The sequence below is a fragment of the Aliirhizobium wenxiniae genome, assembly GCF_014201355.1.
In the GTDB taxonomy this organism is placed as follows: domain Bacteria; phylum Pseudomonadota; class Alphaproteobacteria; order Rhizobiales; family Rhizobiaceae; genus Neorhizobium; species Neorhizobium wenxiniae.
The window spans coordinates 268,050-291,497 of record NZ_JACHEG010000001.1 but is presented as its reverse complement, the minus strand read 5'-3'; the positions used below and the strand labels follow the sequence as shown (position 1 = coordinate 291,497).

At 58.7% G+C, this 23,448-nt stretch carries 21 protein-coding genes; 5 read left to right on the top strand and 16 right to left on the bottom strand.

The features are described from left to right. Positions 1-57: 57 nt before the first annotated feature. The 4 genes from HNQ72_RS01505 to HNQ72_RS01490 form a co-directional block, all read right to left on the bottom strand. Positions 58-1,086 (bottom strand): ABC transporter ATP-binding protein, encoded by a 1,029-nt coding sequence (locus HNQ72_RS01505; RefSeq protein WP_183989251.1) that lies wholly within the window; start codon positions 1,084-1,086, stop codon positions 58-60. After that, entirely contained in the window at positions 1,074-2,768 is a 1,695-nt protein-coding gene (locus HNQ72_RS01500; RefSeq protein WP_183989250.1) for an ABC transporter permease, read from the bottom strand. The genes HNQ72_RS01505 and HNQ72_RS01500 overlap by 13 nt, the downstream gene beginning before the upstream one ends. A gap of 11 nt (positions 2,769-2,779) precedes the next feature. Beyond that, on the bottom strand, positions 2,780-3,760 hold the full coding sequence (locus tag HNQ72_RS01495) for an ABC transporter substrate-binding protein (protein WP_183989249.1): 981 nt from the start codon (positions 3,758-3,760) through the stop codon (positions 2,780-2,782). Between the two features lie 145 nt (positions 3,761-3,905). Next, positions 3,906-5,150 (bottom strand): aminotransferase-like domain-containing protein, encoded by a 1,245-nt coding sequence (locus tag HNQ72_RS01490; protein ID WP_183989248.1) that lies wholly within the window; start codon positions 5,148-5,150, stop codon positions 3,906-3,908. Between the two features lie 184 nt (positions 5,151-5,334). On the opposite strand from HNQ72_RS01490, the gene HNQ72_RS01485 reads away from it, so the two are divergent. After that, a complete protein-coding gene (locus tag HNQ72_RS01485; protein WP_183989247.1) occupies positions 5,335-5,787 on the top strand; it encodes an RbsD/FucU family protein in 453 nt (150 codons plus the stop codon). A gap of 62 nt (positions 5,788-5,849) precedes the next feature. On the opposite strand, the gene ilvC is transcribed toward HNQ72_RS01485, so the two are convergent. The 3 genes from ilvC to HNQ72_RS01470 all read right to left on the bottom strand — a co-directional run bounded on the left by ilvC (position 5,850) and on the right by HNQ72_RS01470 (position 8,588). After that, complete coding sequence (gene ilvC / locus HNQ72_RS01480) at positions 5,850-6,869, bottom strand: ketol-acid reductoisomerase (protein WP_183821713.1); 1,020 nt, start codon at positions 6,867-6,869, stop codon at positions 5,850-5,852. Between the two features lie 40 nt (positions 6,870-6,909). Further along, positions 6,910-7,569 (bottom strand): TetR/AcrR family transcriptional regulator C-terminal domain-containing protein, encoded by a 660-nt coding sequence (locus HNQ72_RS01475; protein WP_183989246.1) that lies wholly within the window; start codon positions 7,567-7,569, stop codon positions 6,910-6,912. Positions 7,570-7,682: 113 nt separating this feature from the next. Further along, positions 7,683-8,588 carry an AraC family transcriptional regulator gene (locus tag HNQ72_RS01470; RefSeq protein ID WP_183989245.1) on the bottom strand — a complete coding sequence of 302 codons (906 nt, stop codon included), beginning with the start codon at positions 8,586-8,588 and terminating at the stop codon, positions 7,683-7,685. 190 nt (positions 8,589-8,778) lie between these two features. On the opposite strand from HNQ72_RS01470, the gene HNQ72_RS01465 reads away from it, so the two are divergent. Beyond that, entirely contained in the window at positions 8,779-9,828 is a 1,050-nt protein-coding gene (locus tag HNQ72_RS01465) for an NAD(P)-dependent alcohol dehydrogenase (RefSeq protein WP_183989244.1), read from the top strand. 125 nt (positions 9,829-9,953) lie between these two features. On the opposite strand, the gene HNQ72_RS01460 is transcribed toward HNQ72_RS01465, so the two are convergent. The 4 genes from HNQ72_RS01460 to rpiA all read right to left on the bottom strand — a co-directional run bounded on the left by HNQ72_RS01460 (position 9,954) and on the right by rpiA (position 14,338). Beyond that, the gene (locus HNQ72_RS01460) at positions 9,954-11,327 is read right to left on the bottom strand and encodes a class II 3-deoxy-7-phosphoheptulonate synthase (protein WP_183989243.1); all 1,374 of its coding nucleotides are present in this window, start codon (positions 11,325-11,327) and stop codon (positions 9,954-9,956) included. 176 nt (positions 11,328-11,503) lie between these two features. After that, the gene (gene gor, locus HNQ72_RS01455) at positions 11,504-12,892 is read right to left on the bottom strand and encodes a glutathione-disulfide reductase (RefSeq protein WP_183989242.1); all 1,389 of its coding nucleotides are present in this window, start codon (positions 12,890-12,892) and stop codon (positions 11,504-11,506) included. Positions 12,893-13,003: 111 nt separating this feature from the next. After that, on the bottom strand, positions 13,004-13,624 hold the full coding sequence (locus HNQ72_RS01450) for a DUF2059 domain-containing protein (protein ID WP_183989241.1): 621 nt from the start codon (positions 13,622-13,624) through the stop codon (positions 13,004-13,006). 18 nt (positions 13,625-13,642) lie between these two features. Beyond that, on the bottom strand, positions 13,643-14,338 hold the full coding sequence (gene rpiA, locus HNQ72_RS01445; protein ID WP_183989240.1) for a ribose-5-phosphate isomerase RpiA: 696 nt from the start codon (positions 14,336-14,338) through the stop codon (positions 13,643-13,645). 177 nt (positions 14,339-14,515) lie between these two features. On the opposite strand from rpiA, the gene HNQ72_RS01440 reads away from it, so the two are divergent. Continuing rightward, on the top strand, positions 14,516-15,205 hold the full coding sequence (locus tag HNQ72_RS01440; protein WP_183989239.1) for an HAD family hydrolase: 690 nt from the start codon (positions 14,516-14,518) through the stop codon (positions 15,203-15,205). Positions 15,206-15,263: 58 nt separating this feature from the next. Here the strand turns inward: HNQ72_RS01440 and HNQ72_RS01435 are convergent, their stop codons facing one another. Next, complete coding sequence (locus HNQ72_RS01435; RefSeq protein ID WP_373289400.1) at positions 15,264-17,078, bottom strand: L,D-transpeptidase family protein; 1,815 nt, start codon at positions 17,076-17,078, stop codon at positions 15,264-15,266. Positions 17,079-17,627: 549 nt separating this feature from the next. On the opposite strand from HNQ72_RS01435, the gene fumC reads away from it, so the two are divergent. Continuing rightward, positions 17,628-19,046: a class II fumarate hydratase gene (gene fumC / locus HNQ72_RS01430; protein ID WP_308422305.1), complete on the top strand. Its 1,419-nt coding sequence runs from the start codon at positions 17,628-17,630 to the stop codon at positions 19,044-19,046. A gap of 282 nt (positions 19,047-19,328) precedes the next feature. After that, complete coding sequence (locus HNQ72_RS01425) at positions 19,329-20,399, top strand: GGDEF domain-containing protein (RefSeq protein WP_183989237.1); 1,071 nt, start codon at positions 19,329-19,331, stop codon at positions 20,397-20,399. A gap of 47 nt (positions 20,400-20,446) precedes the next feature. Here HNQ72_RS01425 and HNQ72_RS01420 read toward each other — a convergent pair whose 3' ends face one another. Genes HNQ72_RS01420 through HNQ72_RS01405 form a run of 4 tightly spaced genes read right to left on the bottom strand, consistent with a single transcriptional unit; the run spans position 20,447 to position 23,428 of the window. Next, positions 20,447-21,052, bottom strand: a complete 606-nt coding sequence (locus HNQ72_RS01420) for a pyridoxamine 5'-phosphate oxidase family protein (protein ID WP_183991209.1) — start codon at positions 21,050-21,052, stop codon at positions 20,447-20,449. Positions 21,053-21,063: 11 nt separating this feature from the next. Beyond that, on the bottom strand, positions 21,064-22,887 hold the full coding sequence (locus tag HNQ72_RS01415) for a monovalent cation:proton antiporter-2 (CPA2) family protein (RefSeq protein WP_183989236.1): 1,824 nt from the start codon (positions 22,885-22,887) through the stop codon (positions 21,064-21,066). Between the two features lie 23 nt (positions 22,888-22,910). After that, entirely contained in the window at positions 22,911-23,294 is a 384-nt protein-coding gene (locus HNQ72_RS01410) for a gamma-butyrobetaine hydroxylase family protein (RefSeq protein WP_183989235.1), read from the bottom strand. Beyond that, the gene (locus tag HNQ72_RS01405) at positions 23,291-23,428 is read right to left on the bottom strand and encodes a hypothetical protein (protein WP_183989234.1); all 138 of its coding nucleotides are present in this window, start codon (positions 23,426-23,428) and stop codon (positions 23,291-23,293) included. Before HNQ72_RS01405 ends, HNQ72_RS01410 begins: the two co-directional genes overlap by 4 nt. Positions 23,429-23,448: the final 20 nt, after the last annotated feature.

Genomic DNA, 23,448 nt, shown 5'->3' with positions numbered 1-23,448 from the left:
GTTAGCAGGCGCACCTTAGCCAGCCGAAATGTGGCTGGCTACAGACTTTCAGGACGGCTAGAGCCTCCAGGCGGATCGGATGACGATCGAGACCATGTCGCCCACCTGGACCGGCTGACGGCTGAACGCACGCAGAACCTGCTCGTCACCGAGCGCCAGTTTCAGCGCGTAACGCTCGCCTTCAAACAGCACGGATGTCACTCGCGCCGGTACGCCTTCGCCGGCAATCTCGACATCCTGCGGCCGGATAAGAATATCGGCGCATTCGGTGCCATCCGAGCGGCTCAGAAGTTGCTGCAGAATATCCCAGTCCAGCTGCCGGTTCTCCACCGAGGCTGCGGGCCAGGTGACGATCGCCCCCTGCCCGACCAGTCCGCCGACCAGCCGGCCCTCAGGCCGCGCATAGATTTCCTGCGGGCTCGCCACCTGCAGAAGCCGGCCTTCGGACATCACCGCGACATCCGTCGCCAGCGCCATCGCTTCCGCCTGGTCATGCGTGACATAAATCATCGTCGCACCCGACCGCGCATGGAATTCGCGAAAGGTCTCTTCCATTTCCTGGCGCAGATGCCGGTCGAGATTGGCAAGCGGCTCGTCCAGCAGAACCACGTCCGGCTCCGTCACAAGGCATCGCGCCAGCGCCACCCGCTGCCGCTGGCCGCCGGAAAGATCGGCGGGGCGGCGATCCGCATAGGCTTCCAGCCGTACGGCTGCCAGCGCTTCCCGGATTTTGGCAGTGCATCTCTCACCGGTGACACCGCGAACTTTCAGCGGATAACCGACATTGTCGGCGACGCTCATATGCGGCCACAGCGCGTAGGACTGGAACACCATCGCCATGTTGCGATGTTCCGGAGCCACCATATCGCCGGCATCGGCAAGCACCCGGTCGCCGAGCAGGATCGAGCCATCGGTCGGCTGCTCGAAACCGGCGATCATTCTGAGCACCGTCGTCTTGCCGCAACCGGAAGGCCCGAGCAGCGCCAGAAAACCGCCATCACGCACTTCAAGCGACACGTCGTTGACGGCCGGACGCCCGCCGGTTTCGAATGCCTTGGAAAGGCGGTTGAGGATCAGCTTCGCCACGGTACCACACCTTTCGGCAGTCTTTTCGCCATCAGTTCCAGCGCCAGCATCATCGCGATCACCATGATGACCACGAGGACGGAGAGCGCTGCTGCGAGATTGAAGCTGCCGCTATCGTCGAGATTATAGATCGCCACACCGAGCGTCTGCGTACCGGCCGACCATAGAATGGCCGAGACGGTGAGCTCGTTGCAGGCAATGAGAAAGACGAGAATGACCGACGCGCCTGCCGCCGGCGCCACCAGAGGCACGACGATATCGATCAGGCGCCGTCCGAACCCTGCGCCGGAAAGCCGTGCGGCCTCCTCCAGCGACGGATCGAGTTGCCGAAAGGCGCTCACCACCGGCTTCAGGCTGACCGCGAAGAAGCTGGAGAAATAGGCAACGAGAATGATCCAGATCGTCCCGTAGATCGAAATGCCGATGATCGGGATCGGAGCGGCGAAGACGAGGATCAAGGCCACCGCGAGCACGATACCGGGCAGCGCATAAGGGATTTCGGCAAGTGCGGAAAGCACCGGTGCCAACCGGCTTTTCGAGCGCACGAGATAATATCCGGTCAGCACGGTCACCACCAGGAGACCAAGCGCCGTCGCAAGCGATAGCGAGATGGAGTTGATAAAGGCAGTGCGGGTGATCGCCTGTTTGAACAGGACCTCGCGATAGGCATCCAGCGTTGCGGTCGCCGGCGTCAAAGGCACGCCATAGGCGGGCGCCAGCGAGCTTGCAATCAGCGCTGTCAGCGGCATGACCAGCGTGATGAAAATCGCCAGCCACAGGACGATTTCACCGATCGGACGCCAGGTGCCGAGCCGGAACATCGCTACCTGCCCGGAGAGCCCGATGACGCGATAGTCACGCCCGCGCAGCACCCGTTCCTCGACCGTCAGACCGATCACCGAAAGAATGGCGATCAGGCCTGAGAGCAGCGACACATCGGCGAAGGTATTCGGCCCGAAGGCGGCGAATTTCGAATAGATCAGTGTCGGCAGCGTGTAGATCGAGGCCGGAATACCGAGGATCGCCGGAATACCGAAATTACCGACGCAGGAGACGAAGGCGATCGCCGCACCGGCGACGAAACCGGGCAGTGACAGAGGAAGGATGATATCCTTCAATACCTGCCACGACGAAGCCCCCGAAAGCCGGGCCGCCTCCACACCATCGCGCGGCAGCGCCAGAAGCCCGGCACGCAGCGACAGGAAAACCAGCGGTGCATTCTGCACCCCATAAAGCAGCGCAATTCCGCCGATCGAATAAAGCGGTTGCGGTGAGCCGAGCGGCGGCGCCATGCCGATCGCCTTCAACAATGCGCTCGAAGGGCCGGTCATGCCGATCCATGAGAGCGCCGTCACCTGAGGCGGGATCATCGTCGGCAGCATGAACAAGAAACCGAGGGCCGTCTTGCCGCGCACGTCGAATAGCGTCAGCAGCAGCGCGAACCCGCCGCCGAGAATGACGGCCGCGATCATGCCCAGAAATGACGTGGTGAGCGTGTCGTAAAGCGCCTGCCACACGGCCGGGTCGGACAACAGCTCGCGGGCACCGCCATTGAAAAGCGATGAAAATCCGGTCGCGGCGAGACGTCCGAGCGGCAAGATGCTCAGGAAGAAGATCACCACGACGACAAAGGAAAACAGCCAGCGTGGCTGGCTGTTTCCTCGATTCTGAGATCGGAACATCAGGCTTTATATCAGCCCTTGGTGCCGAAGATATCGGAGAACGTCTTGACGTCCTTTTCCGAGTTTTTCAGCGCATCCGCAGCGTTGAGCGGCAGAACCTTGATCTCGCTGCGAGCCGGGTAGCCGGCCGGCAGGTCGATGCCGTTGCGAGCCGGGATGTAGCCGAGGCCGGCTGCGATCTTCTGGCCGTTTTCGGAGAGAAGGTAATCGATGAACTTCTTGGCATTGTCCTGATGCTTGGTCGACGACAGGATCGCAGCCGGTTCGGTGACGGCCGAAACGCCTTCCTTCGGGAAGACGAATTCGACCGGAGCGCCCTTGGCCTTTTCGCGGATCGGCATGTAGTCGACGACGACGCCATAGGCCTTCTCGCCGGAAGCGACGGCCTTCAGAACGCCACCGTTACCACCAGCTGCAACCGCGCCATTGTCTTTCAGCTGCTTGTAATAGTCCCAGCCGAGACCGTCGACGGCAGCCAGCGTCTGTGCGTGGATAAGCGCTGCACCCGAAGCAACCGGGCTCGGCATGGTGACGAGGCCCTTGGCTTCCGGCTTGGCAAGATCAGCCCAGCTCGTCGGGTTCATCGCAGCCTGGGTGTTGTACATGATGCCGGTGGTGATCAGCTTGGTCGAGTAGTAATAGCCGTCTGCATCATAGAGCGAGGCATCGAAATTCTTGGCTTCCGGCGACTTGTAGGCGAGCAGCTGGCCGGCGGCCTTCATGCGCTCGAAGGTAACCGTGTCGGCGATCAGCAGCACGTCTGCGACCGGATTTCCGGCAGCGAGTTCCGCATTGAGCTTCGCCATGATCTGCGGCGTTCCATCACGCACCCACTCGACATCGACGCCCGGATTGGCAGCCTTGAAGCCATCGACGGTTGCCTGCGCATCTGCATTCGGCTGGCTCGTATAGATGACGAGGTCGGCAGCGTTGGCAACGCCGGAAAGACCAAGCGCGACGAGCGCCGTGAAGGTGGAGAGAAGCTTTTTCATCAGGGTCATCCAGTTTGAGATGACGCGCTTAAACACATATACATTGACACTCATATGACAATGATTGACGTCCAGGTAAGGATTGAAAACAAAAGGGCGGAAACTCGAGTTTTCCGCCCTTTTAACTTGTGAATGCGACTGTCGATCAGATGATCGGCAGGCTTTCATGTTCAGATACGGATGCGTTGGCGACCAGACGTCCAAGGCGCTTGATGCCCTCGTCGATCATCTCGTCATTGGCGCAGGAGAACGACACACGAAGCGTGTTGGCATTGCTGCCATCCGCATAAAAAGCCTTGCCCGGCACGAAGGCGACCTTTTCTGTCGCCAGTGACTTGGCGAGCAGTTCGGCCCCGTCCATGCCTTCCGGCAGCGTGATCCAGACAAACATGCCGCCTTCCGGTTTCGTCCATGTCGTGCCTTTCGGCATGTATTTTTCGAGCGCCGCCAGCATCGCATCACGGCGGCCGCTATAGACGCGCTTGATCTTGGCGACCTGTTCGGCAAAGCCCCGCGATGCGACATGTTCGACGGCGATCTGGTTAATCGTCGAGGAATGCAGGTCGGCCGCCTGTTTCATCAGAACCAGCTTGCGGATGACCGGCATGGCGGCGATGACGAAACCGACGCGCAGGCCCGGAGCCAGCGTCTTGGAAAAACTGCCGCTATAGATCGTGCGGGTATTTTCGATGCCGCCCTTGCGGGCGATGTCGAGCGCCAGAATCGGGGCAACAGGCTCGCCATCGAAACGCAGGTTTTGATAAGCCGCATCCTCGAGGATCGCGATATCCAGCTCGTCCGCCAGCGCCAGCAGTTTTTCACGGCCCGCGCGGTCGATCGTCTCGCCGGTCGGGTTGGAAAAATCTGCAGACAGATAGGCGAACTTGACCGAACCACCCAGCTTGGATGCCGTATCGCGATAGGCGTCCGGCGTCCGGTTGCCGTTCAGCGACAGCTGGTCGTAATTCGGCTCATAGGCGTTGAAGGCAGATAGTGCGCCCAGATAGGTCGGCCAGGTGACTAGTGCGGTATCCTTTGGCGACAAAAACAGCTTGCCGAGATAATCGAGCGCCTGCTGCGAGCCGGAGGTGATGAACACGTTATCGGCGGAACACTCGATGCCGATCTTCGCGACATCAGCGACGATCCAGTCGCGCAGCGGCTTGTAACCCTCGCTGACGGAATATTGCAGAGCGGAGTTCACCTGGGAGCCGGAAAAGATATCGGCATAGGCCGCTTTGAACTCTTCTGCAGGAAACAGGGCGGGGTCGGGAATGCCGCCGGCAAAGGAGATGATGTCCGGCTGTTCAAGCAGTTTCAGCAGCTCGCGGATTTCGGAGGCTTTCATCCGGCTGGAGCGCGTGGCGAAGATATGTTCCCAATCTAGCATGGGGATGTTTCCTGTTATTTCAATTTTGTTGCAATCCGTTTATATAAATTTCGACAGGTCAGCAATACTGACCTATCATCTCCTGCGGCATTTTTTGTCTCCATGACATTTCTCTGTGCGTCTCGCCATTTGCCTGCGATAACGCATCGGACGAGGAAATTTCCGTATTCTGGAGGAGAAACGAATGCTGAAAAACCTGGATCCGGCGCTGAGCGCCGATCTTCTTTATGCCCTGAAATCCATGGGGCACGGCGATACGCTCGTGCTTGCAGATGCAAATTTCCCATCCGATTCGATCGCCCGCCAAACGGTGCTAGGCAAGGTCATAAGGATGGACAATATTTCGGCGCCGCGCGCCCTGAAGGCGATCCTTTCGGTCCTTCCGCTCGATACGCCGCTGCAACCTTCGGTCGGGCGCATGGAGGTCATCGGCAAGCCGGACGAAATCCCAGACATTCAGAAAGAGATACAGGCGGAGATCGATGCCGCCGAAAGCAAGCCTGCGCCGATGTATGCAATCGAACGCCACGCCTTCTACGAGACGGCCAAAAAGGCCTATTGCGTCGTCGCCACCGGCGAACTCCGCTTCTATGGCTGCTTCATCCTCACCAAGGGCGTCATCCCGCCCAAGGAATGATGATACGAGCACCGCGCGGTTATCCCGCGCGGTGCGTTTTCCCTACTCGGTGACCGAGCCGATTAGTTGACGGCCTTGTCGACGAGCTTGTTCTTGCCGATCCACGGCATCATGCCACGCAGCTTGGCACCGACTTCTTCGATCTGGTGGCTGTCGTTGTTACGACGGATACCCTTGAAGCGGGCGCCGCCAGCACGGTATTCCTGCATCCAGTCGGAGGTGAACTTGCCGGTCTGGATGTCCTTCAGGACGCGCTTCATTTCGGCCTTGGTTTCTTCCGTGATGATGCGCGGACCGGTGACGTATTCGCCCCACTCGGCCGTGTTGGAGATCGAGTAGTTCATGTTGGCGATACCGCCTTCATAGATCAGGTCGACGATCAGCTTTACTTCGTGCAGGCACTCGAAATAGGCCATTTCAGGCGCATAACCGCCCTCGACCAGTGTCTCGAAGCCAGCGCGGATCAGTTCGACCAGACCGCCGCAGAGAACAACCTGTTCGCCGAAGAGGTCGGTTTCGCACTCTTCCTTGAACGTCGTTTCGATGATGCCCGAGCGACCGCCGCCAACGCCACAGGCGTAGGAAAGAGCGAGTTCAAGCGCGTTGCCGGAAGCGTTCTGATGGATGGCAACGAGGCAGGGAACGCCGCCGCCCTTCTGGTATTCGCCGCGAACCGTGTGGCCCGGGCCCTTCGGAGCGATCATGACGACGTCGATCGATGCCTTGGGCTCGATCAGGCCGAAATGAACGTTGAGGCCATGAGCGAATGCGATCGTGGCGCCATCGCGGATGTTGCCGGCGATTTCGTCGCGGTAGATGTCGGCCTGCAGTTCGTCCGGGGTTGCCATCATCATCAGGTCGGCCCAGGCAGCAGCTTCGGCAACCGTCATGACCTTGAAGCCGTCGGCTTCGGCCTTCTTCGCGGTGGCGGAACCGGCCTTCAGAGCGATCGCCATGTTCTGGGCGCCCGAATCCTTCAGGTTCAGCGCATGCGCGCGGCCCTGGGAACCGTAGCCGATGATGGCGACCTTTTTCGACTTGATCAGGTTGAGGTCGGCATCACGATCATAATAAACGCGCATCTTAAATTCCTTCCCTATGCGAGTGTTTGTTTCAGTTGTGTTATCGTCCGGCGGATACGCGCAGCGCGTCCGCGGTTTTCTGCTCTACGCCATGCAGTGCAAGGAAGGCTTCGACCGCCCTCTCCGCCTGGCGCGAATTGTCCTTCAGCCCCGGCTCGCCCAGCAGCATGCGAACATGCAGATCGGAGACGATCAGGCCATAGAATGTGTGGTAAGCAGCATCGGCATTCTCGAAACGCAACAGACCTGCCCGCTTGCCGGCCTCCATCAGCGCCATGGCGCGACGGTCGATCTGCCTGCGGCCATGCTCGACCAGAAGCTTGCCGAGTTTCGATCCATCGCGGCTCGTCTGGCCGATCGCCAGTCGGTTGAGCGCCAGAGACACGTCGCCGCCCAGAACCTCCAGAAGATCGCGCCCGAACTGTTCGAGATGTTGTTTCAGAATCTGATCCGTCAGTTTCTCGCCGGAACGGTCGGCGGTACGAACCTTGCTCGCCTGATAGGCGATCATCGCGGCCAGAACGCCGTCGCGGTCACCAAACCACTTATAGAGGCTTTCCTTGGAGCAGCTTGCGGCACGGGCCAGTCCCGACGTCGTCAACGCCTTGTCGCCACCTTCGACGAGAAGACGAAGCGCCTGTTCCAGAACCTCGTTCTGGCGTGGCGAAAATTGCGGCGTATCGGCGTTGTCCGGTCTCAATTGCGACTGCTCCCATCAGGTACCGTACGGTACGGTTCCGTCGTATAAAGCAATTCTGCTTTCCGTCAAGCCTGACTTGCACACGGCTGATAGGAATCTGGAAAAGTGAAAACTCAGCCCGTGGCCGAAACCCGGACCGCATCCATGTCACGCGCAGGAGACAGGCCGTAAAGGCGGCTATATTCGCGACTGAACTGCGACGGGCTCTGATATCCGACGCGGTGGCCCGCATTGCCGACGTCGAGCCCCTCCACCAGCATCAGCCGCCGGGCTTCGTGAAGCCTCAACTGCTTCTGGTACTGAACCGGCGTCATCGCCGTGATTGCCTTGAAATGATGATGGAAGGACGAGACGCTCATGCCGACATGTTCGGCCAGCTCCTCGATCCTGAGCGAGCCGGCAAAGTTTTCCTTCAGCCAGGCAATAGCGCGCGCCACCCGGTTGCCGTGGCTGTCGGCAATGGCGATGTTGATCAACTGGCCGCCTGCCGGCCCTGTCAGGATGCGATAGAGGATTTCCTGTTCGATCAGAGGCGAGAGAGACGGGATATCACTTGGACGATCGAGCAAGCGCATAAGCCGAACGGAAGCATCCAGAAGCTCGGGCGTGGCGACATTCACCACGATACCTCGTTGATTTTTGCTCGGCCCCACCGGCTTGGAAAGCCCGTTTCTGCCCATCAGATCGAGCACCTTGTCGCTGCTGATCGCAACGGTGATACAGAAATGCGGAACCTCGGGACTGGCCTCGACGACCCGCCACGCGACGGGAAGTTCAAGCGAGGTCAGAAGGTAGTCGCCAGCGCCGTAATTGATCGTATCACTGCCGAGTTGAACGCGTTTCGCACCCTGAATCACCATCGCGAAACACGGCCTGTAGCTTCCGTGGCAAGGCTCGCTTGGCGACGTCCGCCGGCTGATTCCCAGTCCGTCGATCGCCGTCGTCCCGTCTCCCTCGCCACGTCCATGGCGCGCCGCAATCGAGGCAATTTCCTGATAGGGATTGAAAGAGAGTGTCATTGAGCCATTTCTCCGAAGCGGGCGTCTAACCGTGTCCATTCTATAATGCGTAGCGATCTTCGCAACGAGGGCTACGCCGCAATCTTGCAGGATCGTGCAAGAAGCTTGGAGGATCGATCTAACGCCCGCCCCGTGTCGTGACGCATAGTCCGGCCGTTGATTTTCAACCCATCAATGAATGGAGTTCCCCATGCCCATCGCCAGAGGCTATGCTGCGACCGACGCGTCGAGCCCGCTCACCCCTTTCACCTTCGAGCGCCGCGAACCGAATGATGACGACGTCGTCATCGACATCAAGTTCGCCGGTATCTGCCACTCCGACATCCACACCGTTCGCAACGAATGGAAGAACGCGGTCTACCCGATCGTGCCGGGCCATGAAATCGCCGGCATCGTCAAGGCTGTCGGCTCCAAGGTCACGAAATTCAAGGTCGGTGACCGCGTCGGCGTCGGTTGCTTCGTCGATAGCTGCGTCGGCTGCGCCACGCGCGACCTCGACAACGAACATTACCTGCCGGGTCTGGTCCAGACCTATAACGACGTGGACACACTGAACGGCAACGCCCCCACCCACGGCGGTTATTCCGACTCCATCGTCGTCAAGGAGGGTTACGTCCTGTCGATCCCGGAAAACCTGCCGCTCGACGCAGCGGCCCCGCTTCTTTGCGCCGGCATCACGCTTTATTCGCCGCTGCACCGCTGGCAGGCAGGTCCGGGCAAGAAGGTTGCCATCGTCGGCATGGGCGGCCTCGGCCATATGGGCGTCAAGATCGGCTCAGCCATGGGTGCCGATGTCACCGTACTGTCCCAGACCCTGTCGAAAAAGGATGACGGCCTCAAGCTCGGTGCCAAGGATTATTACGCCACCAGCGACGAAGAGACCTTCAAGAAGCTCGCCGGCTATTTCGACCTGATCATCTGCACCGCAGGTGTGGCAATCGACTGGAACGCCTATCTCGCGCTCCTCAAGCCGAAGGGTGCCATGGTTGTCGTCGGTGCCCCAGAGCATCCGATCCCGGTCCATGCCTTCTCGCTGATCTTCGGTGCCAAGGAACTTTCCGGCTCGATGATCGGCTCGATCAAGGAAACCCAGGAAATGCTGGATTTCTGCGGCGAAAAGGGCATCGTCTCGGAGATCGAGAAGATCAATATCCAGCAGGTCAACGAAGCTTACGAACGGGTTCTCAAGAGCGACGTCCGCTACCGCTTCGTCATCGATATGGCTTCGCTCGAAGCCTGATCCGGCGGATATCTGGACACCATACCCCGCCGATGACAGATGCGGAGGTTACAGCGAATGCGAAAAAGAAAAGGCCGGCGATTGCCGGCCTTTTCTCATTCCTGAAGCATGAATTGCGATATCGCTCAGCCGTTGACGACCATCCGCTTTTCGTCGCGACCGGTCTTCATCCGTTCGGCCAAAAGGAAGGCCAGTTCCAGAGCCTGATCCGCGTTGAGACGCGGGTCGCAATGGGTGTGATAGCGATCCTGCAGATCCGCACCGGTGACCGCGCGCGCACCGCCAGTGCATTCCGTCACGTCCTTGCCGGTCATTTCGACATGGATGCCGCCCGGATGCGTGCCTTCTGCACGATGGATCTGGAAGAAGCTCTCCACTTCCGACAGGATCCGGTCGAACGGCCGGGTCTTGTAGTTGTTGAGCGTGATCGTGTTGCCATGCATCGGATCGCAGGACCACACCACCTTCTTGCCCTCGCGCTCGACGGCGCGGATGAGCTTCGGCAGATGTTCTGCAACCTTATCGTGGCCGAAACGGCAGATCAGCGTCAGACGACCAGCCTCGTTTGCCGGGTTCAGTGCATCGATCAGCTCGATCAGGTTATCAGGCTGCAGCGAGGGGCCGCATTTCAGACCGATCGGGTTCTTGATGCCGCGGAAATATTCCACATGTGCATGGTCGAGCTGACGCGTGCGGTCACCGATCCACAACATGTGGCCGGAGGTCGCGTACCAGTCGCCCGAGGTGGAATCGACGCGGGTGAAGGCTTCTTCATAACCGAGAAGCAGCGCTTCGTGGCTGGTGAAGAAATCCGTCTCGCGCAGGCTCGGCTGGTTGTCTGCCGAAATCCCGATCGCACGCATGAAGTCCATCGTTTCGCTGATGCGATCCGCCAGCTTCTTGTAGCGCTCACCCTGCGGTGAATCCTTGACGAAACCAAGCATCCACTTGTGAACGTTTTCCAGATTGGCGTAACCGCCCATCGCGAACGCGCGCAGAAGGTTCAGCGTCGCGGCCGACTGACGGTAGGCATCCAGCTGGCGTTCCGGCGCCGGAATACGGCTCTCCGGGGTGAAATCGATGCCGTTGATGATGTCACCACGGTAGGATGGCAGCTCGATATCGCCCTGCTTCTCGAAGTTCGAGGAACGCGGCTTGGCGAACTGGCCGGCGATACGGCCAACCTTCACGACCGGCAGCTGCGCGCCATAGGTCAGGACAACGGCCATCTGCAGGAACGAGCGGAAGAAGTCGCGGATATTGTCCGCACCATGCTCGTAGAAGCTCTCGGCGCAATCGCCGCCCTGAAGCAGGAAGGCATCGCCTTCCGCTACCTTGGCAAGCTGCGCCTTGAGGCGGCGTGCCTCACCAGCAAACACGAGCGGGGGAAACTTCGCCAGCTGGGCTTCTGTAGCCGCCAGAGCGGCCGGATCGGGATATGCCGGAACCTGCTGGATGGGTTTGTTCCGCCAGCTGCTCGGGGTCCAATTCTGTGCCATTTGTCTCACCTGTGGGGCCGGACCACCGGGTCCGGCCGTTCCTCTTCACAATAGTGGCGGCTTATAGACCGTGATGCCGCCTTTGCCTAGCCGCTTTGGACAGCTCGTTTCGGTGAACGATCAGTGCTCGGAGACGTCCTTGAAAAACGTCTCCGGACTCTGAAATCGATCGGTCCTCAGACGCGCTCGCCGTTCTTTATCCGATAGCTCGGATTGTACATGGTCACGAGTTCTTCGGCGGCCGACGGGTGCAATGCCATCGTCCGGTCGAAATCGTCCTTGGTCGCACTAGCCTTAAGGCAGATTCCGAGAAGCTGCGCCATTTCGCCGGCCTCGTGGCCAAGGATATGTGCGCCGACAACCTTGCGGCTTGCCGCATCGACGACCAGCTTCATGATCATCCGCTCAGAGCGGCCGGAGAGAGTCGCCTTCATCGGGCGGAATTCGGCGCGATAAACTTCCAGCTCCTCGTAACGCTTGGCTGCGTCGTCTTCGGAAAGACCGACGGTGCCAATTTCAGGCTGTGAGAAAACAGCTGTCGGAATGAGATCGTAATCCGGCGAGGTCGGGTTGTTCCTGTAGACGGTCTCGATGAAGCACATGGCTTCGTGGATCGCGACCGGCGTCAGCTGTACCCGATCGGTGACGTCGCCGAGTGCATAGATGTTTTCGACATTGGTCCGGGAATATTCGTCGACGATGATTGCGCCGCGCTCGTCGGTCTTTACACCCGCCGCCTCAAGCCCGAGACCCTTTGTATAGGGATCGCGGCCGAGTGCCAGCATGACTGTCTCGACCGAAAGCGTCTCGCCGCATTTTGTGCGTGCCGTCAGTCCGCCGGCAGGCACTTTTGCGACTTCCTCAATGACGTCGGTTAGAATGATCTTGATGCCCTTCTCGACCATGGCCTTGTGCAGGCCCCGGCGCATGTCGTGGTCGAAGCGCGAAAGAATTTCCTTGCCGCGATAGATCAGGGTCGTATCGACACCGAGGCCATGGAAAATGTTGGCGAATTCGACTGCGATATAACCGCCGCCGGCGATCAGGATCGACTTCGGCAGGGTTTCCAGATGGAAGGCCTCGTTGGAGGTGATGCAAAGCTCGTGGCCGGGAAGTGCCGAGTGCGGGTTTGCAACGCCACCCGTGGCGATGACGATCCGCTCCGCGGTCACCGTCTTACCGCTCTTGGTGAGGCGCACTGTGTGGGCATCGACCAGTTCCGCGCGGCTATCGAAAATCTCGGCCTTGTTGTTCTCCAAGCCACGACGATAAAGCCCTTCGAGCCGGGCAATCTCCTTGTCCTTGGCCTCGATCAGCTTGGTCCAGTCGAACCTGCTTGCTCCGACCTCCCAGCCGAAACCGGCGGCATCCTCGAAATGCTCATGAAACTGCGAGGCGTAAACGAATAGCTTCTTCGGCACGCAGCCGCGGATGACGCAGGTGCCGCCGAAGCGATATTCTTCCGCGATGCCGACCTTCTTGCCGAGGCTTGCGGCGACACGCCCTGCCCTGACGCCACCGGAACCTCCGCCAATTACAAACAGATCGTAGTCATAGGCGGTCATTCTCTTCTCCTTAGGCATACGGGATGGATGCCGCATATAGGCATGTTCCCGAACAAGAAAAAGCCCGGATCGCTCCGGGCTTTCTATAAAGTTCTTGCTTTCCTCAGCCGATTACGGCTTCGGCAGGTTCAGCGTCGGCGCAGGGGCTTTCGCAGGTGCAGGTGCAGGAGCGGCTGCGGCGGGCGCCGGTGCGGCAGGAGCTGCCTCGGCTGCCGGCATCTGGATCGGGTTGGCGTCAATCACGCCACGCAGCTTGGTCGTGCTCTGCGCCGTCAGGTCACGCGAAATGCCGTTGCTCCAGATTTCGGCTGCACGGCCCAGTTCGCGAGCAACGAGCGGCGTGCTGGTCATCAGCTTCTTGCCTGCTTCGGTGTTGAAGAAGGTGGCAATCGCCTTGAGTTCGTCGACCGAGAAGCTTTTGGCGTAGATGGTCGCTGCTTCCTTTTCCAGGTCTGCGCGGCGCGGAGCAAGCGCCAGCGCCTGCTCGTTGACGATCGCGGAAATCTGATCCTGGAAGTTCGGCGAGGACTGGATGAACTGCGCCTTCAGGTTCTCTGCGATTGCCGGCAGGATGTTGTCGTAACGATCCGTGACGTTGAGCGCCTTGATCGCTTCGCGAGCAGCGGCCAGATGAGCCTCCGGAATCTCCTGGGCGCGGGCCTGAACAGCCACGGAACCGGACAGAAGAACAGCTAGCACAACGGCACGGCCGAAAACCGCGGATTTGATCATGAGTGAATGCTCCTACTTTTATTTGGCCTGAAGCGTCCGCGCTCCCGCCGGGCCGGCGATGATCGCAAGGGACGCCATATGAATGAAAAGTCCGTGTTCTACGACGCCTGGTATAGAATGCAGTTCGGCAGACAGTGCCTCTGCATCAGGAATGCGGCCAAAAGATGCGTCGACGATGTAGTGGCCGCCATCGGTGGTGAAGAGTTCGTCGCCAGTCTTGCGCATCGAGAGCGAGCCACCGAGACCGAGCCTCGCCGCCGCCTTTTCGATAGCAACGCGCGTCGCCATCTGCCCGAACGGGTTGATTTCGATCGGCAGCGGAAACGCACCGAGCGTCTCGACGAGCTTGCTTTCGTCGGCAATAACGATGACGCGTTCGGATGCAGCGGCAACGATTTTTTCGCGCAACAGAGCACCGCCGCCGCCTTTTATCAGGCTGAGATTGCCGTCCAATTCGTCAGCGCCGTCAATCGTCAGATCGAGTTCAGGAAGCTCATCCAGAGACTTCAGCGAGACCCCGAGTTCCAGGCAAAGCCGTGCTGTTCGTTCAGACGTCGGAACACCCTGAACACGCAAACCTGCATGAACCTTCTCGGCCAGAAGACGAACGAACTCCTCCGCCGTCGAGCCGGTCCCGATGCCAAGCTTCATCCCGTCTTCAACATGCGCAAGTGCAGCAGCTGCCGCCTTGACCTTCATTTCCCGGGCGTCCATGCGCCTGTTGCTCCCCATTGTTCCAGCCGAGACGCTGTTTACACGCCTGATTGATAGAGCGGAAGACCCCCACCGTCGTTTCTCACTGCCAACATGCGGCACCGGCGGCCTTTCCAAGGGCGCCCCGGCGTGCTTAACCGGACAGACCATCCAAAGCAGCAGTGAGGTAATATCCCCGTGAGTTCTCCCCTCGTCATCTTCGATCTGGACGGCACGCTGATCGATACCGCGCCCGATCTGATCGACAGCCTAAACCACACGATTGCGCCAGTCGGCCTTGCTCCCATGACATTGGACGACCTGCACCATCTCGTCGGCCAGGGCGCACGAGTGATGATCAAACGTGCCTTCGAATTGCGGAACGTCCCGCTCGACGAGGCGGATGCCGACACCCTGTTCAACAATTTCGTCGAACATTATCGGCACAACATGCCTGGCCAAAGCCAGCCGTTTGCGGGCACGGTCGAATGCCTTCAACGCCTTGCCGCGGCCGACATGACACTTGCGATCTGCACCAACAAAAGCGAGGCACTGGCCATCCCGCTCATCGAGACTTTGGGCCTGAGCGACCATTTCGCGGCGATCACCGGCGGCGATACATTCCCTGTCCGCAAACCTGACGCCGCCCATATCTTCGGCACAATCGAAAGGGCTGGAGGATCGAGAGATCGGGCGGTCATGATCGGTGACAGCATCAACGACATTCTTGCCGCCCAAAATGCCGGCATTCCATCTATCGGGGTCGATTTCGGCTACTCCGACGTTCCGATAGCAAGCCTTTCGCCCAGCACCGTAATCAGTCACTTTGACGCGCTCACCGATGATCTGGTGAGAGACCTCTTGGTCGCCAGCAAGGTCGTTTCCTGACCCTGCAAAAAAGGCGACCGATCGGTCGCCTTTTTTAATATGCCGATATCCCGAAGGATCAGATGCGCGCCTTCGTCGTGGCGTCAAAAGCCTTTTCGACCGCAACATCACGATCATAGACGTCATCGAAATATTCGATTGCGCCGTCCTTGTTCGGCCATGCGGTGAAGTAAGCGACATAGACCGGGATCTTCGCGTTCACCTTTTCGGCGACATTCTTGCCTGCAGCAATTTCAGCGTCGACCTGCTGCTCGGTAACCCCGAGCACGGCTGCGGCCATCTTGCGCGGCTCCTGCAAGCGCACGCAGCCATGGCTGAGCGCACGCATGTCGCGCTGGAAAAAGCTCTTCGATGGCGTGTCATGCATATAAATCGCATGTGCGTTGGGGAAGAGGATTTTCAGGTCGCCGAGAGCATTGTCGCTGGATGGCGGCTGGCGCACAGAGATGTTGTTGGTCGAACCAAACCAGTTGACCGCGCTAGACGGCATGACCTTGCCGTTGACGGCAACTTCATAACCGGTGCGGTCGAGATAGCTCGGATCCTGGCGCAGCTTGGGCAGCATCTCGTTGACGATGATCGACTGCGGCACGCCCCAATACGGATTGAACTCGACCGTCTGGATCTGGTCCTCGAAGAAGAATGTCTGATGCGCCTTAGCGCCGATGACGACGCGCATCGAGAACTGCTCGGCGCCGTGGTCGTGATAATAGACGCGGTAAGCGGGCTGGTTGATGAAGACGTAGCGCTGACCGAGATCGTCCGGCAGCCACCGAGCCTGCTCCATGGCAACGACCACCTTGTCGATCATGGACTGCGGAGAATGACCGGCCATCTTTCGCAGCGTCGCGGTGCCGATGACACCGTCGGCCTTCAGACCGACCTCACCTTGAAAAGCCTTCACCAGCTCTACCAGTTCCGGCGTATATTCCGGCGTTTTCTGATAGGCTGCGAGTGTCGCGGCATGCTGTACCTTCAGCGCCTCGGACGCCTTCTTTTCGATCACGGCCACGATCTGCGGCAGGTCGGCGCTCACATTACCGGGCTTCAGCAACAGTTTTTCAGGCAGAAGGATATCGTCACCGGCGCTAGCTGCCTCGACCTTCAGCTTTGCGAGTTCCGCCTTGAGTGCAGCAAAATTCGGGCCCTTCGGCGCAAGGCCTTCGAGATAGGCTGCAGCATCGGGTGCCGTCGCACTCGATGACAAGGTTTGCGCCAGATTGACGTCTTTACGTTTGAAATCGTGATATCCGGAAATGCGGTTCGGATCGATCCGGCCACGCACCATATCCTGCGCGAACAGCAGAACCTTGCCGGACAGCGCCAGCTCGAACTGCATCAGTTCAGCATCATGGGAAACCGCCGGTTCTGCAGCGACAACGGGAGCAGATGCAGCGGATTCAACTGAAGGCGCAGATGCATTATCGGTGACCGGGGCGGCAGCTGCGTCAGCAACCGGCGTCTGTGCAGCTACAGGGGCAACCTCCGCAGCGGTCGCATCGACTGCGAGTGCAGCAGCCGGCTCAACGCTTGCGGTTGTCAGTACCGGCGGCGTCAGCAGATAGTCGGCCGGATCAAGCCCGTAGTCGCCTGCTCTTTCGAAAAGAGCGAGGACTGCCCTCGCCTTGTCGTTGATCTCACCACCGGAAACCCACAGAGGCGCCGCGGCCTTGCCATAATAGGCCTCAAGCACGGACGCGACATCTCCCGGTGCCGACACCTTGGCGTTCGCCATCGACTGGAACGGGGCCACAGCGGAAGAAGAGAAACCCGTCCTTACCAGACGCTGACTGTCCGCCTTGTATGTGTAGTATCGAGGACCAGAAACTTTGGGCAGAGGCTCGGGATCAGCCAAGGCACGCTCGCTCGGCATCGCCTCTTGCGCCCTTGTATTTGCCTGAGCTGCACCATCGCGCTTGCCTGGCCCACCACGAAGAATATCCATAAGAGTGATAGCATGGGCCGGAGCGGCCGCTCCTGCAAAGATGGAAATACCCGACAGGAGCGCCAGTGCGATCGATGTCTTCTTATGTGTGTGCTGCAATGTAGTCCCCGTGACCTTCGTCCGCGTCTTGTTGGCGGGCTCGACTTCAGTATCACGCCATCTATCCGATCGCGTGAGGGATGGAAAGAAAACGGTCGTTCACTTCTTGGTTCTAAAAGACTGAAAAAAGCGACACGCCGATCTGCATAAAGGTTAAGAAAGTATTGGTTAATTTTTTGCTGACAACCAACGCAATCTTAGCTGTAGCGTGAGCCTACCCTGCGCATAAATCGGTTCGGCGTGTCATGAAGGACACGCATTTGCTGCTGCAAAAAGCCGCATCAGCAGCTTGCGGACGTCCGGCAATCGTATAGTAATGCGCCGCGCCGGTACGGTACGCCTCCCCCATATAATTGTCGAGGAACGCGACGCCGGTGAATGCATCAGGGAGAAAAGGCAGCAACCATGGCATCGACCCGCACCGAAACCGATACGTTTGGCCCGATCGAGGTCGCGAGCGACCGCTATTGGGGCGCTCAGGCGCAGCGTTCGCTTGGAAACTTCAAGATCGGCTGGGAGAAGCAGCCACTTGCGGTGGTTCGCGCACTCGGCATCGTCAAGCAGGCCGCAGCCGTTGCCAATATGGAACTGGCAGGTCTCGACAAAGGCCTTGGTAAAGCAATTATCGACGCTGCACAGGAAGTTATCGACGGAAAGCTCAACGAGCATTTCCCGTTGGTCGTCTGGCAGACCGGCTCAGGCACTCAGTCAAACATGAATGCCAATGAAGTGATCTCCAACCGGGCAATCGAGATGCTCGGCGGCGTCATGGGCTCCAAGAAGCCGGTACATCCGAACGATCACGTCAACATGAGCCAGTCGTCGAACGACACCTATCCGACGGCCATGCATATCGCCTGCGTCGAAACGATCGTTCGCCACCTCCTGCCGTCGCTGAAGCATCTCCACGAAGCGCTGGAAGCGAAGGTCAAGGCCTTCAGCCACATCATCAAGATCGGCCGCACCCACACGCAGGACGCGACGCCGCTGACGCTTGGCCAGGAATTTTCGGGTTACGCAGCCCAGGTCGCGTCGGCGATCGCCAATATCGAACTGACGCTGCCTGCCCTTTCCAAGCTCGCGCAGGGCGGTACGGCTGTCGGTACCGGCCTCAACGCACCAATCGGCTTTGCCGAAAAGGTCGCCGAGGAAATCTCCAGGATCACCGACCTGCCCTTCGTCACCGCGCCGAACAAGTTCGAGGCACTCGCTTCGCATGATTCGATGGTCTTCTCACACGGCGCCATCAATGCTGCTGCGGCCGCTCTCTTCAAGATCGCAAACGACATCCGCTTCCTCGGATCCGGCCCGCGCGCCGGTCTCGGCGAGTTGTCGCTGCCGGAAAACGAGCCTGGCTCGTCGATCATGCCGGGCAAGGTCAATCCGACCCAGTCGGAAGCACTTACCCAGGTCTGCGCCCATATCTTCGGAAACCATGCAGCCCTGACCTTTGCCGGCAGCCAGGGTCACTTCGAGCTCAACGTCTACAACCCGATGATGGCCTACAACTTCCTCCAGTCGGTTCAACTGCTGGGCGATGCGGCCGTCTCCTTCACCGACAACTGCGTCGTGGGCATCGAAGCTCGCGAAGACAACATTCGCAAGGGTGTCGAAAACTCCCTGATGCTCGTCACCGCACTGAACTCGAAGCTCGGCTACGACATCTGCGCCAAGATCGCAAAGACCGCACACAAGAACGGAACAACTTTGCGCGAGGAAGCAGTTGGCGGCGGTTACTTGTCGAATGAAGAATTCGATCAGTATGTCCGCCCGGAAAACATGATCGGCCCGAAATAAAACAACGAAGATCGAGCTTCGCATTCCGGCATTAAGCCGGAATGCGGCCTCCCAATACCGCAAATTTCTCTATAGAAATACAATGCCTACTAAAGTAAAATCTCCTAAATAAAAATACATGACGACTTATCGCATTGAGCGACAATGACTTTTAGCAAATGCAAAATCTCTTCAAACTACTTTGGGAATGCGTTAGGGAAATAGATCCTTAATTATTTTCCAATAGTTTTTAATATAAGATTTTATCAAATCCATGTAGTGGGGTCTAACTGGGGGTCGTCGATGACGACGATATCTGCATCGAAGCCGCATTCGGGCGACCTGATGGGGCAGATCATCTATGCAGTGCGGTCGATGGGCGTGTCGCCCATACCGCGCAATTATCAGCTTTTCTATGAGGCCTATATAGGCTCGAACCCGGATCTTACTCGAGAACTCGCAGCACTTGGCAGCCGAGCTACTCAGGAAGATCTGGACATAATTTCAGAACGTTATCTCGGCGGACCTCAGTCTGCGGTTATCGAGAAGGCAAACGATCGTTTGCTCGGGGAACTCGATGCGCTGCTGAAACTTCTACGCCAAGAGCAGAACTCGCTCGAAAGCTACGGCAAGCTGCTCAGCGAGACCGCGTCGAGAATCAATACCAAGAACAGTTTCTCTACGGATATCATCCGCAGTGCCATCAGCCTGTTGCACCAGGCAACCGATGACAAGATGGCGCATGGAGAAAAGACCGTCGATGACATGGTTCAACGATCCAACGAAATGGATCAGGTGCGCCGTGAACTTGACGAGTACAAGCGCATTGCCAATACCGATTCACTGACGCGACTTTCAAACCGTCGCGCCTTTGATGGGCGTCTGGCCAGCTCATTCGATAACCAGACGGCCCTGCCCCTCACCGCGCTTGTGCTGGCTGACATCGATAACTTCAAGAAGATAAACGACAATTTTGGCCATCCGGTCGGCGACAAAATTCTCGCGACTGTCGCTTCCGTGCTGCGCGCCAATGTACGGAAAGATGTATTCGTCGCGCGCACCGGCGGTGAAGAGTTTGCGATCATCGTTGAAGGCAATACGCCGGACGAAGTCATGGTGATCTGCGAGCGCGTGCGGCGTGCCCTTGAGACAAGAACCTTCCGCAACTCTCGCTCGGGCGTAAACTACGGACCGGTGACAATCTCGCTCGGTTATTCGATGGCCGTCCAGGCGGCCGATCCTGGCGAGCTTTACGCCCAGTCGGATGCAGCTCTCTATTATGCCAAGAACAGCGGCCGCAATCGCTCGGTCCTCTTCGAGGAGAGCATGAAGAGCCATTACATCAGCAAGAACTGGCTAATTTACAAGAAGTAAAAAAGGCAGGCCGCCCGGCCTGCCTTTTCTCCTTCAGTATCTCTCACTCACCACATGGTTTTGGCAGCACGCGCCGGCCATTCGCGATCATAGGTCTCCCGGTCGAAATCCGCTTTTGCCGCCTTCAACAATTGTCCTGGCGTCGGCAATGTCGTCGGATTGACGAAACGATCGACATTCCACAGCTCGGATCGCATCAGTGCACGGGCGCATTGGAAATAGACCTCATCGATACTGACGATCGCAACCGTTCGCGGATGTTTGCCATCCATCTCGAAGCTCTGCAGAAGAGATGGCTCGGCGGAAACGACTGCCCTGCCATTGACGCGCATTGTGGTGGTCGAACCTGGAATAAGGAACATCAGGGCGACACGAGGATCGCGAACGATGTTGATAAGCGAATCGACCCGGTTGTTGCCGCGCCAATCCGGCAGCAGCAGCGTATTTTCATCCTCGATCCTGACAACGCCGCCAATATCGCCGCGCGGCGAACAGTCGAGACCTTCCGGCCCCACCGTCGCCAGCGCCACGAATGGAGAGAGCTCGATCATGTGCCGATATTCCGACGTCAATTTTGTCGTCACCTTGGCAATCGACGCTTCGCTCGAAACGCCATAGATCGCTTGCAGTTCTTCGATCGAGCGGATGATCATGGTTTCGTCATTCACGTTGCAGCCCCCTGCGCGGCGGCCTGTTCTGCCGCGCGTTGCTCTCGTTGCCGTCCCGTTCGTGCGGCAATGACGTCGGCGGGACGTGAATTGCCCTTAATCAGCGAGCGACCGGCATAGATGCCACCGATCTGCTCGAGTGCGAAACGCTCGCGATCGGTCTCGCGAAACTCCTCGATGATCTGGGCTGCCAGTTCTTCCTCCTCGCCAAGCACGTTCAGCACTTCGCTGCCGAAATTCAGCGCCGATTCGTAGGTCTCGCGAATCTGGTAGTCGACGCCGGCTTTCAAGAGATCTATCGCGTGGCCGCGGTCATAGGCGCGGGCAAGCAGCGGAACCATGGGAAATTCATCCTTGACGATCTCGGCTATCTTGATGGCCGCTTCCTTGTCGTCAACGCAAATGAGGATCGCTTTTGCGGTCGCTGCGCCCGCGGCGTGGAGGATTTCCGGGCGAGAACCATCCCCATAAAAGACCTTGAAGCCGAAATCACCGATATCCCGGATGAATTCGGCATCCTTGTCGATGATCGACAGCGTATAACCGCGCGCCAGCACCGGCTGGCTGACGATCTGGCCGAAACGGCCGAAACCGATCATCAGCACGGTGCCGGCGATATCTTCCGGCGCATCAAGCCCGCTTGTGTCGACCTGCGGCTTCGGTGCAATTCGGACATAAACAGCTACGACAAGCGGTGTGACCACCATGGACAACACGATCGTTGCGGTCAGCACTGCATTCGTCTCTGCGTCGAAAATGCCGGCCGATGTCGCAGCGGCATAGAGCACGAATGCGAATTCACCGCCCTGCGCCATCAGGATCGCCCGGCCGACACTTTCCGGATGAGGCGTACCGAGAAGGCGGGCTACACCATAGATTACCAGTGCCTTTACGATCATGTAGGCGATCACGGCAAGAACGACATGCTGCCAGTTCGCGGCGATGACTGCGAGATCAACCGCCATGCCGACGCCAAGGAAGAACAGGCCGAGCAATATCCCCCTGAAGGGTTCGATATCGGCTTCGAGCTGGTGCCGGAAAGAGGATTCGGACAGGAGCACGCCAGCAAGGAAGGCGCCCATAGCCATGGAAAGTCCGGCGAAATCCATCAGCAGCGCCGACCCAAGCACCACCAGCAGGGCGGCTGCGGTCATAACTTCACGGGCACCGGAATTGGCCAACAACCGGAAAAAGGGGTTGAGAAGGTAACGTCCCGCAAGAACGAGAGCCACCAGCGCGGCAAAGCCGATAGCAACAGACTGGAGGCGATCCATGAGGGATACAGTCTCACCATGCGAAGCAAGCAGCGCGACAATCGCCAGCAGGGGTACAATGGCCAGATCCTCGAAAAGCAGGATCGAGACGATATGCTGGCCTTTCGGTGTGTGCAGATGATTGCGCTCCTGCAGCATCTGCATGACGATTGCCGTCGATGTCAGAACGAAACCTGTCCCTGCCACGAAGGCAACGGGAGCCGTCTGGCCAAACCCCATTCCAATCGCCATCAGCGCCACGATACAGGCGCAAACCTGAAGTGCGCCGAGGCCGAATATATCCTTGCGCATGCTCCATAGACGCGAGGGCTGCATTTCCAGCCCGATGATGAAGAGGAACATGACCACGCCGAGTTCGGCAATGTGGAGGATGGCTTGCGGATCAGAGACCAGCTTAAGGCCGAATGGGCCGACAACCAGGCCTGCCGCCAGATAACCGAGAACCGAGCCAAGCCCTATCCGCTTGAACAGCGGCGCGGCGATAACGCCTGCGCCCAAAAGCGCCACGACCTGGACCAGTTCACCTGCATTCGATTCTGCCGCCACCCGCTTTTCCCCTTGCTTTCCTGTTAACGCGCTCGCGCGCCGTCTCGGCTCAGGCCCTTAGCAGCCAGTTCCTCTTCGTATTGTCGAAAAAGATCGTCGCCGTCCGTTCCCAACTCGCGCAGATAACGCCAGGTGAAAATTCCACTGTCGTGTCCGTCGTCGAAAGCGATACGCACGGCATAATTTCCGGCCGCAACCAGATTGCGGATCGCTACCATACGCTTGCCGGGAACCGTCACCTTCTGGCCCGGGCCATGGCCTTGAACCTCGGCCGAGGGCGAGAGAACGCGCAGCCGCTCGGCGGGCAGCGCAAAACGCGCTCCATCGTCGAATGTCACCGTCAACGTCCGCTTGTCTTCGGCCACGCGCAGTTCGGTCGGCCAGCTGTCGTTCGAAACCTCGGTCATATCCGCTCTTCCAATTTCACCCGCTCAGGATTATGGATTTCATCAATTCGCCGCAACCCTGTCCGTCGCGCCGTTTTGATCAAAGTGCCATCCGCTTTGCCGGTATAAAGCTTGACGTCATCGATGATGACCACCAGATTCCGGCAATCAGGAG

Coding starts and splice junctions, on each gene's coding strand:
- HNQ72_RS01500 (WP_183989250.1), bottom strand. CDS start 2,768: ATGTTCCGATCTCAGAATCGAGGAAACAGCCAGCCACGCTGGCTGTTT.
- HNQ72_RS01495 (WP_183989249.1), bottom strand. CDS start 3,760: ATGAAAAAGCTTCTCTCCACCTTCACGGCGCTCGTCGCGCTTGGTCTT.
- HNQ72_RS01490 (WP_183989248.1), bottom strand. CDS start 5,150: ATGCTAGATTGGGAACATATCTTCGCCACGCGCTCCAGCCGGATGAAA.
- HNQ72_RS01485 (WP_183989247.1), top strand. CDS start 5,335: ATGCTGAAAAACCTGGATCCGGCGCTGAGCGCCGATCTTCTTTATGCC.
- ilvC (WP_183821713.1), bottom strand. CDS start 6,869: ATGCGCGTTTATTATGATCGTGATGCCGACCTCAACCTGATCAAGTCG.
- HNQ72_RS01470 (WP_183989245.1), bottom strand. CDS start 8,588: ATGACACTCTCTTTCAATCCCTATCAGGAAATTGCCTCGATTGCGGCG.
- HNQ72_RS01465 (WP_183989244.1), top strand. CDS start 8,779: ATGCCCATCGCCAGAGGCTATGCTGCGACCGACGCGTCGAGCCCGCTC.
- HNQ72_RS01460 (WP_183989243.1), bottom strand. CDS start 11,327: ATGGCACAGAATTGGACCCCGAGCAGCTGGCGGAACAAACCCATCCAG.
- gor (WP_183989242.1), bottom strand. CDS start 12,892: ATGACCGCCTATGACTACGATCTGTTTGTAATTGGCGGAGGTTCCGGT.
- HNQ72_RS01450 (WP_183989241.1), bottom strand. CDS start 13,624: ATGATCAAATCCGCGGTTTTCGGCCGTGCCGTTGTGCTAGCTGTTCTT.
- rpiA (WP_183989240.1), bottom strand. CDS start 14,338: ATGGACGCCCGGGAAATGAAGGTCAAGGCGGCAGCTGCTGCACTTGCG.
- HNQ72_RS01435 (WP_373289400.1), bottom strand. CDS start 17,078: ATGCCGAGCGAGCGTGCCTTGGCTGATCCCGAGCCTCTGCCCAAAGTT.
- fumC (WP_308422305.1), top strand. CDS start 17,628: ATGCATCAGGGAGAAAAGGCAGCAACCATGGCATCGACCCGCACCGAA.
- HNQ72_RS01425 (WP_183989237.1), top strand. CDS start 19,329: ATGACGACGATATCTGCATCGAAGCCGCATTCGGGCGACCTGATGGGG.
- HNQ72_RS01420 (WP_183991209.1), bottom strand. CDS start 21,052: ATGATCATCCGCTCGATCGAAGAACTGCAAGCGATCTATGGCGTTTCG.
- HNQ72_RS01410 (WP_183989235.1), bottom strand. CDS start 23,294: ATGACCGAGGTTTCGAACGACAGCTGGCCGACCGAACTGCGCGTGGCC.